1 protein-coding gene is annotated in these 672 nt (G+C 61.0%); it reads right to left on the minus strand.

Translation table 11 applies throughout. The features are described 5' to 3' along the window. Nucleotides 1-672, minus strand: a 672-nt coding sequence (locus R8N47_RS28905; RefSeq protein ID WP_412034487.1) for a DUF3330 domain-containing protein, incomplete at both ends; no start/stop codon positions are given.

Raw genomic sequence — 672 nt, forward strand, 5'->3', positions numbered from 1 at the left:
CCTGGAAGCGCTGATAGCACTCCAGCCCGCAGAAGTGCTCGACGTATTCCGCGCCTTCCGGGGTGAAGGCGGCATCGAGCGGGATTTCCTTGCAGCACACGCAGCAACTGGTGGCAGTCGGATCATTTGCATTCATGGTGGCACCCCTCCATTGACTGACGAAGACGGCGAATGCCGCCGCCGGCATCGGCTTGGCGAACAGGAAGCCTTGTCCTGTGTCGCAGTCCGCTTGTCGCAACAAATCAAGACTCGCCGATGTTTCCACGCCTTCGGCCACTACTTCCATGCCAAGCCCATGCGCAAGCTGAATCACGGTGCGCACGATGGTCTGGTCGCGGTGGTCGTTGGCGAGTCCGGCGACAAACGATTGGTCGATCTTGAGCGTGCTGATGGGGCAGCATTTCAGGTGTTGCAGGCAGGAATAGCCGGTGCCGAAGTCGTCGGCGGCGAAGCGCACACCGATCTGTCGCAAAGCTTCCAGGGCGGGGAAGATCGCCGGATCACCGAACGCAACCGATTCGGTCAGCTCAATTTCAAGATACGCGGCGGGCAACCCGGCATCGGCCAGCACGCCCTTTACCCACTTGTCGAAATCTGGCCCCACTTGGCTCGCCGAAACATTGACGGCCAGCCGGAACGGTTGCCATGCCAGCACCCGCCAGTCGCGCATTT

This window comes from Vibrio sp. 2132-1 (assembly GCF_033344315.1).